The organism is Endozoicomonas sp. 8E (genome assembly GCF_032883915.1).
GTDB lineage: Bacteria > Pseudomonadota > Gammaproteobacteria > Pseudomonadales > Endozoicomonadaceae > Endozoicomonas_A.
This window is the reverse complement of the sequence record NZ_CP120717.1, coordinates 4200237-4215932: the sequence shown is the minus strand read 5'-3', so window position 1 is coordinate 4215932 and position 15696 is coordinate 4200237. Positions and strand designations below refer to the sequence as shown.

7 protein-coding genes are annotated in these 15696 nt (G+C 48.9%); 6 read left to right on the top strand and 1 reads right to left on the bottom strand.

Features of this window, described 5'->3' with window-relative positions; genetic code table 11:
* The first annotated feature begins 476 nt into the window (after window positions 1-476).
* The 6 genes from P6910_RS13855 (at window position 477) to P6910_RS13830 (ending at window position 15078) form a co-directional block, all read left to right on the top strand.
* Window positions 477-1430, top strand: coding sequence for a reverse transcriptase domain-containing protein (locus P6910_RS13855; RefSeq protein ID WP_317141880.1), 954 nt, complete (start codon window positions 477-479; stop codon window positions 1428-1430).
* A gap of 11 nt (window positions 1431-1441) precedes the next feature.
* Complete coding sequence (locus tag P6910_RS13850; protein ID WP_317141879.1) at window positions 1442-1783, top strand: group II intron maturase-specific domain-containing protein; 342 nt, start codon at window positions 1442-1444, stop codon at window positions 1781-1783.
* Window positions 1784-2304: 521 nt separating this feature from the next.
* A complete protein-coding gene (locus P6910_RS13845) occupies window positions 2305-5901 on the top strand; it encodes a DUF4116 domain-containing protein (RefSeq protein ID WP_317141878.1) in 3597 nt (1198 codons plus the stop codon).
* A gap of 169 nt (window positions 5902-6070) precedes the next feature.
* Complete coding sequence (locus P6910_RS13840) at window positions 6071-9757, top strand: DUF4116 domain-containing protein (protein ID WP_317141877.1); 3687 nt, start codon at window positions 6071-6073, stop codon at window positions 9755-9757.
* Between the two features lie 174 nt (window positions 9758-9931).
* Window positions 9932-11002, top strand: a complete 1071-nt coding sequence (locus P6910_RS13835) for a PEP/pyruvate-binding domain-containing protein (protein WP_317146552.1) — start codon at window positions 9932-9934, stop codon at window positions 11000-11002.
* 302 nt (window positions 11003-11304) lie between these two features.
* A complete protein-coding gene (locus P6910_RS13830; RefSeq protein ID WP_317141876.1) occupies window positions 11305-15078 on the top strand; it encodes a DUF4116 domain-containing protein in 3774 nt (1257 codons plus the stop codon).
* 225 nt (window positions 15079-15303) lie between these two features.
* Here P6910_RS13830 and P6910_RS13825 read toward each other — a convergent pair whose 3' ends face one another.
* The gene (locus P6910_RS13825) at window positions 15304-15519 is read right to left on the bottom strand and encodes a hypothetical protein (RefSeq protein ID WP_317141875.1); all 216 of its coding nucleotides are present in this window, start codon (window positions 15517-15519) and stop codon (window positions 15304-15306) included.
* Between the last annotated feature and the right edge of the window lie 177 nt (window positions 15520-15696).

Genomic DNA, 15696 nt, shown 5'->3' with positions numbered 1-15696 from the left:
CTGTGGTCGGCAGCCGTGTACCGAGTCTTGCGTGGTAGAAGGTAACGACTACTGCGAAGCGTAGACAGGGTGATAACAGGCCGTAACGTCTGCTAAGGGATAATTAGCCCCGAAATTGAACGTGGTTGAAGTGGCTGACCTTCTCTCTCAATGGGGAAAGCGGAAGTCGGGAGCTCCGCTAATGACAAGGCATCCCGACTGCTTCCGGGGTTCGTACCCACGGCATGTTATCGAATGATTTTACGTGAACGAGGGAGATCCTGAACGTTCAGGCGGAGCCTGTAGGGTCCGACGAGCCTGTAAAGCAAGAACGACTTGATGACGTTCAGGAAGTCAGACCAGCTGATAGTACTCCGAGGCGGGGAGAGCCCGTCACATGGGGAAGCGGCTGGCGGTATTTGAGCCTTTCCAGGGAAACATGGGCTCCACATCTGAGGGAGTTACGGTCTTTTACGCAGTGAGAAGGTAAACCAGCCATGGCAACGGGACTGGAGAGGGTAGCAGCGAAAGCCCGGAGTTATCCGAAACTTCGCTTCACAAGTCTGGCACATCATATTACCCCGGCGAGCCTGTGTATGAATCTGAACAAGATTCCACACAACACATCGCCCGGAGTCGATGGGCTGACTGTCGAAGAGACAAAGAAAGACTTTAAGCGGTGGTTGCAACAGACACTGACGTCTATCCATCGGCAAGGCTACAAGGCACCGCCGGTCAAAAGGGCATGGATACCCAAGCCGGGGAAAAAGGAAAAGCGCCCTCTGGGTGTTCCCTGCATCAATGACCGGGCTTTGCAGCGAAGTGTTGCTGATGTGCTGAATGCTATTTATGAGCAGGACTTTTTGCCCTGTTCCATGGGTGGCAGGCCACGACTGGGAGCGCACCATGCCCTGTCCACTTTTAACGAGGTGGTTTCAGGCCGAAAGGTCAGCTGGGTGCTGGAAGCGGACTTGAAGAACTTCTTTGGGAGTCTTGACCATGGATGGCTGCTTCGTTTTGTGGAACACCGGGTCGGTGATCCCAGAATCCTGAACCTTATACGGCGCTGGTTGAAAGCCGGGGTGATGGAGGCCGGGGAGTTGCAAGAGTGTGAAGAAGGTACGCCTCAGGGTGGGCCGATCAGCGTAGTTCTGAGCAACCTGTACCTGCATTATGTGCTTGACCTCTGGTTCGAGTGCAAGGTCAAGCCCCGGCTAAAAGGCGAGGCATGGCTGATCAGGTACATTGATGACTTTGTGGTGTGTTTTCAGTATCGCAGTGATGCGGAGCGGTTCATGAATGTGCTGCCACAGCGACTGGAGAAATTTGCGTTGAAACTGGAGCCGGATAAAACCCGGTTAGTCAGGTTCGGACGTTTTGCCAGTCGTGGGGAAGACGATCGGAAACGGTTTACTTCCTTGGCTTTACGCACTACTGCACAAGGAATCTGAAAGGAAACTTCATGGTGGGAAGGAGAACGGAAAAATCCCGCCTAAGACGCAGCATAGCCAAACTGAAGGAACTGCTGAGACGAATACGCCATGATCCGCTGCACGAACAAGTGACAGCGATCAATCGACGGTTGAGAGGGCATTATGCGTATTACGGTCTGGGAGGAAACTTCCGAAGTATGGAGAAGCTTTACCGGTTTGTTGACCGCTACTGGTACAAGATGCTGTGTAGCCGATGCCGGAAAGGCAAGATTCCATGGGAAAAGTACCATAACCTCAAGCAGCTTCTGCCGCTACAGAAACCGAGGATAATGCTGCCTTTTATGGCAATGAAATCCATGGCTGTGCTGTGAGTCAAATATCGAAGAGCCCGGTGCGGGAAATCCGCACGCCGGGATCTGAGGGGGTTGGAGCTACAATTGGTAGCTCCTTCTACCCGGTGAGCGTAGCTGTGAGGCTACGCCCTATCCCGATTTCACCCAACAAACTAGTACACGATTTCAGTGTAATTGACGGGTTCCCTCTATCAATGGCACCCAAACTCCGTTCACCCTGAGCGGAGTCGAAGGGTGGTTGGCACGGTCTTCATTATTGGTTCTGAGTCCACATCCTTCGACTCCGCTCAGGATGAACGTAGATTGTTCATATCAAACTCATTGAAGTGACGTACCAGTTTGTTAGGTGAGGTATGCATTCCCACGCAAAGCATGGGAACGAGGGGGTTGTATGCATATCAAGGCTTGGTTGCACTAGAAAGCACCATTGGTATTATTTTATCGCCTGATCAATTTGCGTGTTTCAGGCTGATTGGCGAACTTTATAAAAACATCGTTGTCGAAGGTAAATATTTGCTTTTCACGTTAGCGATTAAATCATGTTACCTGATAAGACTTTTGAAATATCAGATCCTCAAAGTCTGACAACTGACCCCAATCAGATTACTAATGCTGATAAATCAACTATAAGCTATTTCAGTGATCCTGATCCCGGTGGTGTTCCCGATCCAAAGTTGCTGGGCACGCGCAGCTGCCGTTCACCTGCTTCAGATCAGGCTGCTGACTCTTTTTCTTTCAGCAGGGAACAACTTGGCGGTAAGGGAATGTTTTTACGGCGCATGAAGCAAGCCGGTCTGTCTGTTCCGCCCTTCGAATGTGTTACTGCTCAAATCATGAGTGTGCTTGAGCAACACCCTCTGGATCCCCCTGCCTATCTCCCCCGGATTGACCATGAATCGGAAGCACAGACCAACCTGAAGAACCTCCGGGAATACCTCAATTCCCTGCCGCCTTCAGAGCAAACCAAAAGGGATAGCTGGCTGGCGGGTCTGGCGCAATTTATTGTCAGTGATGACTATTACCAACAGGTTAAAGATTCTGAAGCGGCCCGACAAATCAGGGATCTGCGTTGTCAGCTGGACAAACTCAACACATCACAGCCCGTGATCGTCCGCAGTTCCGGCATCGATGAAGATAACTACGGCGATGCCCAGGCGGGCAAATACCTCTCTTTAGTTCAGGGAGAAGAGGATATTTTGCGAACCTGTCTTAAGGTCATGGCCTCAGGCTACCGGTCTGAAGTCTGTCCCGAAGGCATACCGCAACCTATGGCGTTGATTATCCAACACTGCGTTGATTGCCAATACGGCGGCGTCGCCATGAGCTTTCAATCCTTTCAGGATGATACCGTCAGGGTTGAGTACACGCCCGGTCAACCCAGAGGCGTAGTGGCAGGGCAGTCCGGTAACACGCCCCATCGCATTGATATTTATCGTGAGGATTGCAAAGAAGGAACTGCAGGCTCTCAATACTTTCCCGGTACGATCACAAGTCGCTTTATTCTGCAAAAGAACAATAACGGCTATTCGGAAACAAGAATTGATCATGTTGCTGCTCAATCAGACGACGGTGGACAGAAACTCACTGATGAAACGGTTTCAGATCTCAGGAAGGCGGTTACAGAGCTGGAAAACCTGTTGCTCTGCCCGGTGGATGTGGAGTTTGCCATAAACAATTATGGTCGTCTGTTCCTGTTGCAGGTACGCCCCATCACGCAACTCTCTGGCGGCATGGATTTTGCCATGCCCATACCCGAGGAGCCACTGGCCATTGGCGAGGGTATCAGCGAAGGCTATTGCACCGGACCACTCTGGCTGGCCAAAAAACAAGAGGCAGGCGCTATGCCAGATGAAGCCATTGTTGTGGCGCAACACACCGAAGACTGGATGCTTGAGCCCGGGTTCCTGATGCGGGCAGGAGGTTTTGTCATTGCAGAAGGAGGATTCAATGATCATGTGGCGATACTCATGAGACAGGAAAAAAAGCCCTTAATGCTGGCCGACGGGCAGTTTGACACTCTGGCTGCTGAGGTTGGCCAGCAGGCGACGCTGGCCTGTGGCCGCTTCAAAAGCAAGCCCAGAGCCTTTATTGTTGCCGGTGACCTTAGCAAAGAACTGGCCAGTCACAGAAGCCTGTTCTCTGTATTCTCTGGTGCACCGTCAACAAGAGCCTTGCCGTCCCGGGATGATTTGTCTCCATCTGAAGGCACATTCCATCAGGTTGGCAGTGGTTTTCAATGGCTCACGGATCAAAATGCCCGCCTGCTGGCACTTTTTGCCCCCGGCAGTGGACTGGATTCTCTGGTAAACCCGATAAAATTGAGTATGTCACCGCAACGAACAAAGCGACTTGTTGAGACCAGAGATAACGTAAATCGGCTGATTCATGGCGCTGAAGCACTGCTGGATGGCTACCAGGCATTCTTGCGGCTGGCGGGTCATAGAGGTTCACCTAAGGTCGGGCGATTGCTGGAAGAATTGCAGCAACTGTTTAACCGGTTCGAGGCGCTGAAACAGATCATCCGATCCGGCTTGGAGAGAATCATTAAGCCAATGCAAATCGCTGAAGACGGGCAGTTATCCACGGGAATGTTTCGTTCGTGGGTAGCAGACTGCCATCAGCTAAAATCCTGTCTTCAAGCGCTCAATCCACAAGAGGCTGAGCAGGTGCGGAGTGTCCATGAACTGATTTTTGTCCTGCACCAGTGCTTTGTAAAAGCATTGGCACCGGTCACTCTGGCTTCGGGTCAGGGCAGGATATCCGGGGAAAATAACATCACCTATGTCGATTGTACGACACCGGGTGAAGAGGCACCGCTATTGAGAATTTCCGACAAAGCCTCTATGGAAGAGCTGGAGCTTTCCGGGACCGTCATCAGTATGGATGAAGCCGTGATTGTTAACCTGGAGCTGGGAAGTCATGTGGGACTTATCGAGCTACTGGAACAGGCAGATGGGGGTAAAGGACGAACCTTGCGGCTGACATTCTCAGACAAATTTGATGCAACCTATGACTATGATAAACCCGGCAAGTTCAGGCGTATGTGGTTTCTGGCGCAATTATTGAGAGAGATTGAACTGGATAAAGATGCCGATAGCATGAAGCTGAGTTGCAACGCCGTAGCGGGTGAAATGATCGTCGAATGCCCCCGAATGAAATTACGTAAAACCATGCAGCATGCCTTTGCAAAACTGATCATTGTGTTACGTGCTATGTTTGATCTGGATCTTGATTTGAATTCCAGACCCATTTTTGAAGGAGGTCAGTGGGACTTTAACCTGCTTGCACAGCGTCTTGATCGTGATGTTGTGACAGAAGCGGATAGATTCGCCTTCCAACATTGCCTTTTTGTGATGGCTTATCGGGCTGGGAGCATTTGGTCCGTTACTGCCGCGTGCTGCCAGCTTTTAAGTAAACACCACCAACAGTTTGCTCATCATGCCCGGCGGTTAGGGTTGTGTCGGAGGTCAAAGTTTATCAGGGAAAATCCATGGGACACTCTGGCGGAAAGGTTAATGATGATCAGTGAGGACGCTCGCATGGAGCTCTTACATCATTTTCTATTATTAAATCCCAGAATCGCTACCCGATTGATTGAGCGATTGTATGACCTGGGAGATCAATGTTTCGTTATCAATCCATCTTACAGTTACAGATTGGAGTTTTATGTGCCACCGGGCCAATTGCTTGGGGATCATAAAGAAAAGGTCAGCAGTGCCTTGCTTAAGCACGGACTGCAATATGCCAGCCAACGGGTTCGAAATGATAAAGACTTTGTATTACCCGCTATTTCACGACATCCCGAAGAGCTGCAATTTTTGAGTTCAGAGCTGAGGAATGATAGAGATGTTGTCATGGCGGCTGCCACTGTGTATTCCAAAGTTTTTTGGTATGCCAGTAATACAATCCGAAGCGATAAAAGCACTATTGAAAGCTTAGTGGCTGTCAATGTTAATATCTTAAAATATGGCAGTGAGACCTTATTGAGTGATCGCGAGTACATGCTGGACTTAATTGCAAAGAATCATCAGGTTTTCCAATATGCAGCTCCAGAGCTTAAAACTGATAAAGATTTTGTCAATGAAGCAAACCTGAGAAATCCCGAACTTGGTAAATACGTCAGATTCCGGGAATAGGTTCAGATCTATTCTGAAAACCTTGCCTTCAACAGCTTATCATCTTTTCTATTATCTGCTTCAGACAGACGGGTGAACTTTATCAAAGCATTATTGTCAAATGTTAGGTAATCACTTTATGCGTTTGTGCTTGGATCATGGATGAAAATATCATAAGAGGGATATCTTGATGTTAAATGTTACTGCCACTGCTACTGCTACTGCTACTGCTACTGTTGATATTTCAAATCATCAAAACGTGGCAACTGATCCCAATCAGGATACTGAGGTCAATGAATCACCTAAAAGGTACTTCACGGAAATTGATCCCGATGGCGTTCCCGACCCAAGGCAGCTAACCAAGCGCACCTGCCGTTCACCTGTTTCAGATCAGGCTGCTGACTGTTTTAGCGCCAACAGGGAGCAATTTGGGGGCAAAGGCATGTTTTTGCTGCGCATGATAAAAGCCGGTCTGTCTGTTCCACCCTTCAAATGTGTCACTGCTCAAGTTATGAATGCGCTTGCACAACAGCCTCTGGACCCCCATCGTTTAGCCCGCTATCTCCCCGGGATCGCCCATGGATGGGGCGCAGAGACCAGCCTGACGAACATCCGGGAATATCTCAATACCTTGTCCGCTTCAGAGCAAGCCAAAAAGAATAACTGGCTGGCGGGTCTGGCAGAATTTATTGCCAGTGATGACTATTACGAACAGGTTAAAGGTTCTGAAGCGGCGCAACACATCAGGGATCTGCGCCAAGAGTTGAACGGAGTCTCCCTGTCACAGCCCGTGATTGTTCGCAGCTCTGGCATTAATGAAGATAACTACGGCGATGCCCAGGCAGGCAAATACCTCTCTGTCGTTCAGGAACAAGACGATGTTTTAAGCACCTGCCTTAAGGTCATGGCCTCAGCCTACCGGCCTGAAGTCTGTCCCGAAGGAATACCGCAACCCATGGCGCTGATCATCCAGCAGTGTATTGACTGCCTGTATGGCGGGGTCGCCATGAGCTTTCAATCCTTTCAGAAGGATACCATCATGGTTGAGTACACATCCGGTCAACCCAGAGGGGTAGTGGCAGGGCAGTCTGGTAATACGCCTCACCGCATTGATATATCTCGCGAGGGTCGAGAAGGAGCTGACAGTTATCAATACTTTCCCGGGACGATCTCAAGCCAATTTATTCTGCACAAGAACAATAACGGTTATTCGGAAAAAAGAATTGCTGGCGCTCATGTCCAATCAAACGACGGCGGGCAGCGACTCACTGATAAGATGATTTCAGAACTCAGAAATATCGTGACAGAGCTGGAAAACCTCTTGTTCTGCCCCGTGGATGTTGAGTTCGCCATCGATCATTGGGGTCGTCTGTTCATCTTGCAGGTGCGCCCTGTTACCCGACTTTCTGGCGATATGGTTTTTGCCATGTCCATACCCGAAGAGACCCTGGCCATTGGCGAGGGTATCAGCGAAGGCTTCTGTACCGGACCACTCTGGCAGGCCAATAAACAACACGCAGAATCTATGCCAGAGGGCGCCATTGTCGTGGCCCACCACGCTGAAGACTGGATGCTTGGGCCTGACTTCCTGAAGCGGGCAGGGGGTTTTGTCCTGGCCGAAGCAGGATGCAATGATCATGTCGCGATACTCATGAGGCAGAGAAAAATAACCCTGATGCGGGCTGGTGGCCAATATTTGGCCTTGGCCGCTCACTATGGACAACAGGCGACACTGGCCTGCGCCCGCTTTAACGGTGAGCCCGGAGCCTTTATTGTTGCCGGTGACATTGCCGAAAAACTGGCCAGTCACAAAAGCCTGGTCTCTGCTGTTTCTGATGAGCTGTTTGCAAAAGTTGTCCCGTCCCGGGAGGATCTGTCCCCGCCTGAAGGCACATTCCATCAGGTCGCCAGCGGTTTTCAATGGCTCACGGATCAAAATGCCCGGCTGTTGGCATTTTTTGCCTCTGGCGGTGGACTGGATTATCTGTCAAACCCGGTAAAACTGAGCATGTCGCCACAACGATCAGAGCTGCTCTCAAAGACTGAGGACAGTGTAAATCGGCTGGTTAATGGGGCTGAAGCAATGCTGGATGGGTATCGGGCCTTCTTGCAGTTGGCGGGTAAATGGCCTTCATCCGAGGTCAAGTCAAGGCGGAAAGAATTATCGCAACTGGACAACCGGTTCGAGATGCTGAAACAGACCATCCAATCAGCGCTAAAGAGTGTCGTTCTTCCACTGCAAGCCGCTGAACAAGCCGCTGAAAAAGGGCAGGTATCCCCGGGAGTGTTTCGTCAGTGGGTGGCAGACTGCCATCAGCTGCAATACTGTCTTCAGGCATTCAACCTTGATGAGGCTAAACAGATCCGTAGTGTCCATGAGCTGATTTTTGCCCTGCATCAGCGTTTCGTAGACGCATTGGAGCCGGTTACTCGGGATTCGCGTCAGGGCAGGATATCTGAGAGAAATGACATCACCTATGTTGATTGCACGACCCGCAGTCAGGCGACACCGCTATTGAGCTCGGCCGGCAAAGCAATGTTGAATAAATTATGGCTTTCAGGGACTGTTGTCAGTGTGGACGATGCTTTGGTTGTTAACCTGGGGCTTTGTCAACATACGAGTGTTATCGAACTACTTGAACACGCAGAGGGGGGTAAAGGACGAACCTTGCGGATGACATTTTCTGACCGATTTCAGAAACCTGATGGCAGTGATCAACCGGGCAAGTTAAAGCGTATGTGGTTTCTGGCCAAGTTACTGAAAGTGGTCGAACTGGATAAAGATTCTGATAGCATGAAGCTCAGTTGCAATGCCGCAGCGGGAAAAATTATCGTTGAATGCCACCAAATGACATCAACTAAAAACATGCAGCATGCCTTTGAAAAATTGCTAACGGTGCTAGGTGAAACTGATCAATTAGATGTTTTTCTGGACAAAGCCATTTTTGAAGAAGATCACTGGTGCTTTAACACACTTGCACAGCGCCTTGATAGCAATGTTGTAACAGAAGCCGATCGATTTGCCTTTGAAGACTGCCTTTTCTCAATCGCTAAAACTTATTTACATAAAGTTCCGCATTTTTACCATCTATTAAGTAAACAACACCAGCAGTTTATTCATATTGTTCAACGCTTAGAAACGTGCATGAGAAAATCGACGGACCATTTTCGGGAAATGTTAATGAGTGATGAGATCGGTGAGGGCACTCGCACTGAACTCTTACAGCATTTTTTATTGACAAATGCTAAAATCGCTATGCCAATTTTTGAGATTATCTATCCTCACTTGAAAGGTCAGCATTATGTTATCAAACCATCCTGCGGTGCGCGTCTGAAGTTTTATGTTCCGCCAGGTCAGCCATCTGGGGATCACAAAGAAAAGCTCAAAAATGCCCTGCTCAAGCATGGGTTGAAATATGCCAGCCAGGCGGTTCTCAATGATAAAGACCTTGTGTTGCCTGCCATTTTAAAACATCCTGAACAACTGGAATATGTCAGTAAAGAGCTGAGGAATGATAGCGATATCGTCATGGCATCAGTCACTCAGAATGGTTCTCAGCTACAACATGCCAGCCAGAAAGTTAAGGATAATGAGGAAGTGGTAATGGCTGCTGTCAAACAGTATGCCGGAGCCCTGCAGTATGCAAGTGAAAGATTGCGAAGCGATAAAGATATTGTTCGAATAGCCGTTGCTAAAAGTATGTATTATTTAAGAGGGGCCGGTGAACAGATATTAAATGATCGCGAGTTTTTGCTGGACTTGATTGCAATCGATTCATTTGCTTTCTCAAATATTACTAACAGCCTTCAAAATGATACCCACTTTATCAATTTAGCAATCTCCAGAAACCCCGAAGTTCGTAAATACGTCGGGTAATCTGCCAATAAATTCTGTTCGACTCCGGGAACATTGACTGCTGGAAACCCTGTTGCCCGGTTATTGCTGTTTTTCCCATCGTTTGATTCAGTCTGAAGGGTGAACTTTATAAAAACATCCTTGTCAAAGAAAGTGATTAATTATCTGCCAGCGAACAAGCCAACGTTGCTCGCAATGCGCATCTGCTGCTCACCTGCTTCCCATCAGGCTGCTGACTGTTTTCCTTGCAACCGGGAACAAGTTGGCGGCAAGGGGATGTTTTTGCAGCGCATGAAAGCAGCCGGTATGCCTGTGCCACCCTTTCAGTGTGTGACAACTCAGGTCACGAATGCGCTGGAATATCACCCTCTGGACAGCCAGGGTCTGGAGCCCTATTTCCCCGGGATCGGCAATGCACCGGAGATCAGTCTGGCGAACATCAGGGAACGCCTCAATTTGTTGTTACCTTCAGAGCAAATCAGAAGAGAGTGCTGGCTGGCGGGTATGGCGAAATTTATTGCCAGTGATGACTTTTATGCGCAGGTTAAAGATTCAGAAGCGGCCCGACACATCAGGGATCACGGACTATCAACATCAGGGCCGCTTATTGTCCGGAGTTCCGGCATTAATGAAGATAACTACGGCGATGCCCAGGCGGGCAAATACCTTTCGGTAGTTCAGGGCGATGAGGATGTTTTGCGAACCTGTCTTAAGGTTATGGCCTCAGCTTACCGGCCTGAAGTCTGTTCAGAAGTCATACCACAACCCATGGCACTGATCATCCAGCAGTGTATTGATTGCCAATACGGCGGAGTCGCCATGAGCTTTAAATCCTTTGCTGATGATACCATCAGGGTTGAGTTTACACCCGGTCAACCCAGAGGTGCAGTGGCAGGTCAGTCTGGTAACACGCCTCACCGCATTGAAATTTCCCGCAAGGGTCGAAAAGGAGCTGACAGTTATCAATACTTTCCCGGAACGATCTCAAGCCAATTTATCCTGCACAGGAACAATAACGGTTATTCGGAAAAAAGAATGGATGGTGCCGATGTCCAATCAAACGACGGCAGGCAGCGACTCAGTGATAAGATGGTTTCAAAACTCAGGAAGGTGGTGAAAAAGCTGGAAAAACTGTTGTTCTGCCCCGTGGATGTGGAGTTTGCCATTGATCGTCAGGGTCGCCTGTTCCTGTTGCCAACCATACGGAATCGAATATTTCTGACTTATTGGGCAGGTGCTCTGCAAGGCGCAACGACGGGAACATAGCAAGCTATGTGACCAGAGTTGCAACGCAGCACGACTGCATGGATGCAGGAGCTAGAGCAACGCAGGAGCAGTTGCCGCGAGTGCCTGAACAATAAGCCAGAAAATATGATTTCGTATGGTTGAGTACTTAAGGTCTGATTTTCCTGGCAACGCATACCGTGTTACCAGCTCATTACTTTTTTCTATCGTCAGCTTCAGGCTGTCGGTTGAACTTTATAACAACATCATTGTCAAAATGAAAATAATCTATTGAACTTTAGCGATTAAATCATGGAAGTTTTTAACACGAGAGGGATGTCTTGATGTTACCTGCTACTGCTGAGACGTCAGATTCTAAAAGCCTGACAACGATTCCAAATCATAATATCCGGGCTGGCAGTCCATCCATCGGGACTGATGATTCTCCTAAAAGGTATTTCGGTAATTCTCATTCCGGTGGCGTTTCTGACCCAGAGTCGCTCGCCAGGCGCACCTGCCGTCCAGCTGATTCAGATCAGGCTGCTGACTGTTCCCCCTCCAACCGGGAACAGTTTGGGGGCAAGGGAATGTTTTTGCAGCGCATGAAGAAAGCCGGTCTGTCTGTGCCACCGTTCGAGTGTGTTACTGCTCAACTCATGAATGCTCTTGAACAACACCCTCTGGATAGACTTGACCGCTATCTGCCCGGGATTGACCGTGAACTGAAGGCAGAGACCAGCCTGAAGAACATCCGTGAACACCTCAATGCCTTGCCACCTTCAGAGCAAAGCAAAAGGGATAAGTGGCTGCCGGGTCTGGCGCAATTTGTGGCCAGTGAGGACTTTTACGAACAGGTTAAAGATTCTGAAGCGGCCCGGGAGATCAGAGGTCTGCTCCGTCGGCTGGACCGACTCTCCAGATCGCAGCCGGTTATTGTCCGCAGTTCCGGCATCAACGAAGATAACTACGGCGATTCCCAGGCGGGTAAATACCTGTCGATAGTGCAGGCAGAAGAGGATATTTTGCGTACCTGCCTCAAGGTCATGGCCTCAGGTTATCGGCCTGAAGTCTGTCCCGAAGTCATACCCCCACCCATGGCGCTGATCATCCAGGAGTGCATTGACTGCCGATATGGTGGGGTCGCCATGAGTTTTCAATCTTTTCAGGATAATGCTGTCAGGGCAGAGTTTACAACAGGTCAACCCAGAGGCGTAGTGGCAGGGCAGTCCGGTAACACGCCCCACCGCATCGATATTTATCGCAAGGATCACAAAGAAGAAGCTCACAGTTATCAATACTTTCCCGGAACCCTCTCAAGTCACTTTGTCTTGCACAAGAATAATAACGGCTATTCGGAAACAAGAATTGCTAATGTTGATGCTCAATCAGGCGACGGTGGACTGCAACTCACTGATGAAACGGTTTCAGAACTCATGGAGGCGGTGATAAAGCTGGAAGACCTGTTGCTCTGCCCCGTGGATGTGGAGTTTGCCATTGATCGCCAGGGTCGCCTGTTTCTGTTACAGGTACGCCCTGTTACCCGACTCTCTGGCGGCATGGATTTTGCCATGCCTATACCAGAAGAGACCCTGACCGGTGGTCAGGGCATCAGCGAAGGCTATTGCACCGGAACACTCTGGCTGGCGGAAGAACAAGCGGCAGACTCTATGCCAGAAGGAGCCATTGTGGTGGCCGATCATGCTGAAGATTGGATGCTTGAGCCTGAGTTCCTGAAGCGAGTGAGGGGCTTTGTCTTTGCCAAAGCAGGATTCAATGATCATGTAGCGATCCTTATGAGGCAGGAAAAAATAACCTTAATGCGGGCCGATGATCAGTTTCCGGCATTGGCCGCTCAGAATGGCCAACAGACGACACTGGCCTGCGCCCGCTTTAACAGTCAGCCCGGAGCCTTTGTTGTTGCCGGTGACCTTACCGGAAAACTGGCCAGCCACAGAAGTTTATCCTCTGCCTTCTCAGATATGCCCCCGGGAAATGCTGTCCCGACGCGGGATGATTTGTCTCCCTCTGAAGACACACTTCGCCAGGTCGCCAGCGGTTTTCAGTGGCTGACGGATCAAAACGCCCGCCTGTTGGCATTTTTTGCCTCCGGTGGCGGACTGGATTGCCTGGCCAACCCGATAAAACTGAGCATGTCGCGGCAACGATCAGAGCTACTGGCTGAGACCAGAGAGAACATAAAACGACTGATTTATGGGGCTGAAAAGCTGTTACAGGTGTACCAGGCATTTCTGCAGCTGGCGGGCAACAGCAGTTCACCCCTGATTGAGACATTGCGAGATGAATTACCGCAACTGAACAAACGCTTTGAGACGCTGAAACAGACCATCCGATCCGACTTAGAGAATATCATTATGCGAATGCAAGCTGCTGAAGACGGTCAGCTTTCCCCGGTAATGTTTCGTCAGTGGGTGGCAGACTGCCATCAGCTGCAATCCTGTCTTCAAGCACTCAACTTCGGGAAGGCCGAGCAGGTGCTTAGTGTCCATGAACTGATTTTTGCTCTGCATCAGCGTTTCGTAGAGGCTCTGGCACCGGTCACTTTGGGGTCGGGTCAGGGCAGGCTATCCAGAATAGGGCATGCCACCTATGTTGATTGCACCACTCCGGGTAAGTCGGGTGAAAAGGCATCGCTGTTGACTCCGTTCGCCAAGGAGTCCATCGAAAAATCAGCGAAAAAAGCGACTGTCATCAGTATGAATAATGCCTTGATTGTTAACCTGAAATTAGGAAGTCATCTAGGCCTTGTCGAGCTGCTTGAACAGGCAGAGGGGGGTAAAGGACGAACCTTGCGACTGAAATTTTCAGACAAATTTCGTAAGCATCGTGCATCAGGTCTCTATAATCCCGGCAAGTTAAAGCGCATGTGGTTTCTGGTGCAGTTATTGAGAGCGATCGAACTGGGAGAAAATACGGAGAGTATGAAGCTGAGCTGCAACGAAGTAGCAGGTGAAATGATCGTCGAATGCTCCCGAATAAAATCACGTCCAGTCCTGCAGGGTGCCTTTGAAAAACTGATCACTGTATTAAACAGTACCTATAATCTGGATCTTCAATTGTCGGACCTGCCCATCTTTGAAGGAGATCAGTGGGACTTTAACCTGCTGGCACAACGCCTTAATCGTGATATTACGACAGAAGCCGATAGATTCGCTTTTCATCAATGTCTTTTCTCAATGTTTTATGATTGGAAATTATACGATTTTTACAAATGCCTTATTCCCTGCGACCAGTTATTGAACAACCACCAACAACGACAGTTTATTGATCATTGTCGACGTTTAGGTGAATCAGAGAGCAATCTTCGGAAAGTGTTAATGAGTGATGAGATCGATGACGACAGCCGCAGGGAACTTTTACAGCATCTTTTATTGATACATCCGGAACATGCTATGCCATTGTTTGCCTATGTGTATCCCCATCTGGAAGGTCAATACTATGTTATCAAACCATCCCTTAATGTCAGACTGGAGTTTGATATTCCTCCGGGTCAGCCAGTTCCGGAAGATAAAGAAAAGGTCAGGAATGTCTTACTCATGCATGGGCTGAAATATGCCAGCCAACGGGTTCGAAGTGATAAAGAGGTGGTGTTACCCACCATTAGAGTTTATCCAGGTGACCTGGAATATGTGAGTACAGAACTGAAAAATGATAAAGAGGTGGTTATGGCCGCAGTTACTCAGAAGGCCAGACAGTTGCAATATACCAGCCCGGAACTTCTTGACGATAAAGAGGTCGTCATGACCGCAGTCTCTCAGAATGGTCGTCTGCTGGAATTTGCCAGCGCAACACTTCGGGACGATGAAACAGTGGTCATGGCCGCTGTTGAGACGTTTCCGCAAGCCCTGCGTCATGCCAGTGAAAGATTACGAGGCGATAAAAAAATTATACAAATCGCAATCGCAGGTGATGTTCATAGCTTATATCATGCCAGTGAAACCTTACTGAATGATCGAGAGTACATGCTGGGCTTAATTGAGCAGAACTGTCTTGCTTTCGAATTTGCTGCTTCAAGGCTTCAAATGGATTATGACTTTGTCAATGCAGCAACCAAAAGAAATCCGGCAGTTTTTGAATTCTTCGAAATAACCTGCGAATAAGGTCTGACCGTTCTGACAGCATTGGCCAACAGACTGCGTTTTTTACCCACTTCAGCAGGACGGTTGAACTTTATAAAAATATCAATGTCATACGTAAATAATTGATTAACGTATCAACCGATGATTCTAAGATGAACATAATGAAAGGGATAAGTACTCAGCCATACGGAATCGAATATTTCTGCCCAATAAGCCAGAAATATTCGATTCCGTATGGCTGAGTACTTACCTCTCTGTCGTCCAGAAAGAAGACGATGTTTTAGGTACCGGCCTGAAGTCTGTCTCGAAGGCGTACCGCAAATCATGGCGCTGATCATCCAGCAGTGCATTGATTGCAAATACGGCGGGGTCGCCATGAGTTTTCGATCTTTTCAGGATGGTACCATCAGGGTTGAGTACACACCCGGTCAACCCAAAGGTATGGTAGCGGGGCAGATTCATCCTGACTTGAAGCCGGCTATTAAACAGCGGATGAGGCATCAAAGTCAGCCCCGGAATACGTACACTGTGTCGTTTTTCGGGCTAAAAACCTGTTTTTTAAAAATTAAAGGGTATTTCAAAACATTCCTTTGTTTACCTAGAATGCGCATGGCTCAGCTCTGGTCATCTTTTGAACGC

Coding starts and splice junctions, on each gene's coding strand:
- P6910_RS13835 (WP_317146552.1), top strand. CDS start 9,932: ATGCGCATCTGCTGCTCACCTGCTTCCCATCAGGCTGCTGACTGTTTT.
- P6910_RS13850 (WP_317141879.1), top strand. CDS start 1,442: ATGGTGGGAAGGAGAACGGAAAAATCCCGCCTAAGACGCAGCATAGCC.
- P6910_RS13825 (WP_317141875.1), bottom strand. CDS start 15,519: ATGAATCTGCCCCGCTACCATACCTTTGGGTTGACCGGGTGTGTACTC.
- P6910_RS13845 (WP_317141878.1), top strand. CDS start 2,305: ATGTTACCTGATAAGACTTTTGAAATATCAGATCCTCAAAGTCTGACA.
- P6910_RS13830 (WP_317141876.1), top strand. CDS start 11,305: ATGTTACCTGCTACTGCTGAGACGTCAGATTCTAAAAGCCTGACAACG.
- P6910_RS13855 (WP_317141880.1), top strand. CDS start 477: ATGGCAACGGGACTGGAGAGGGTAGCAGCGAAAGCCCGGAGTTATCCG.
- P6910_RS13840 (WP_317141877.1), top strand. CDS start 6,071: ATGTTAAATGTTACTGCCACTGCTACTGCTACTGCTACTGCTACTGTT.